Origin of the sequence: Actinomadura sp. 7K534, from assembly GCF_004348575.1 — a bacterium.
In the GTDB taxonomy this organism is placed as follows: domain Bacteria; phylum Actinomycetota; class Actinomycetes; order Streptosporangiales; family Streptosporangiaceae; genus Spirillospora; species Spirillospora livida.
The window spans coordinates 1-1,000 of record NZ_SMKB01000504.1 but is presented as its reverse complement, the minus strand read 5'-3'; the positions used below and the strand labels follow the sequence as shown (position 1 = coordinate 1,000).

Sequence of the window (1,000 nt, the reverse complement as noted above, 5' to 3'; positions counted from 1 at the left end):
GTGGGGGGTCGTCCCCCCACAGGGTGCAGGCATGAGCGAAGCGAACCGGGGGGTGTGGGGGGTCGTCCCCCCACAGGGTGCAGGCGTGAGCGGACCGCACCGGCCGTGGCTGGTCGCGGACGTCGGCGGCACGAACGCGCGGTTCGCGCTGGTGGACGGCCCGGACGGCGCCCCCTACCGCGTCCGTTCGCTGCCGACCCGCGACCACGCCGGGCTCGCCGAGGCCGCGGCCGCGTACCTCCGCGAGCACGCGGAAGGCGTCCGGCCGTCCGCCGCGTGCCTCGCGGTGGCGGGGCCGGTCACGGGCGAGACGTTCCGCCTGACCAACGCGGGCTGGCCGAAGGGCACTCCGGAGGAGGTCCGAGCCCACCTCGGCCTGCCTCACCTAGAGGTCATCAACGACTTCGAAGCCCTCGCACTGGCGCTCCCGTGCCTGGGCCCCGACGACCTGGTCCCGATCGGTGAGGACCGCCCGTCCGCCGGCGGGACCCTCGCGGTGGTCGGTCCCGGCACCGGGCTGGGCGTGGCGGGTCTCGTTCCGACGCCGTCCGGGTGGGTGCCGCTGCCCGGCGAGGGCGGCCAGGTCGACATCCCGGCCGCGACCGACCGGGAGGTCGAGGTCGCGCGGCTGCTGCGCGCCGAGCGCGGCTCCGCGACCGCCGAGCTGCTGCTGTCCGGGGACGGCCTGGCCCGCATCCACCGGTACCTCGCGACCCTCGACGGCGCGCCGGTCGGACCGCTGACCGCGCAGCGGATCTGCGAGCGCCGCGACGACCCGGTATGCCGCGAGGCGCTGCACATGTTCTGCGCGCTGCTCGGCTCGCTGGCGGGGAACGCCGCCCTGACGCTCGGCGCCCGGGGCGGCGTCTACCTCGGCGGCGGCATCCTCCCGCGCATCGCGGACGTGCTGCGCGACAGCGCGTTCCGCGCCCGCTTCGAGGGGAAGCCCCCCGTCGAGGACTACCTGCGCGGCATCCCCACCGCGCTCATCGTCCACCCC

Annotated in this window: 1 protein-coding gene; it reads left to right on the top strand. The window is 76.8% G+C overall.

Annotated features, from left to right (window positions below; all coding sequences use genetic code 11):
• Positions 1 to 85 precede the first annotated feature (85 nt).
• Positions 86 to 1,000, top strand: a 915-nt coding sequence (gene glk / locus E1266_RS37425) for a glucokinase (RefSeq protein WP_243719393.1), incomplete at its 3' end; no start/stop codon positions are given.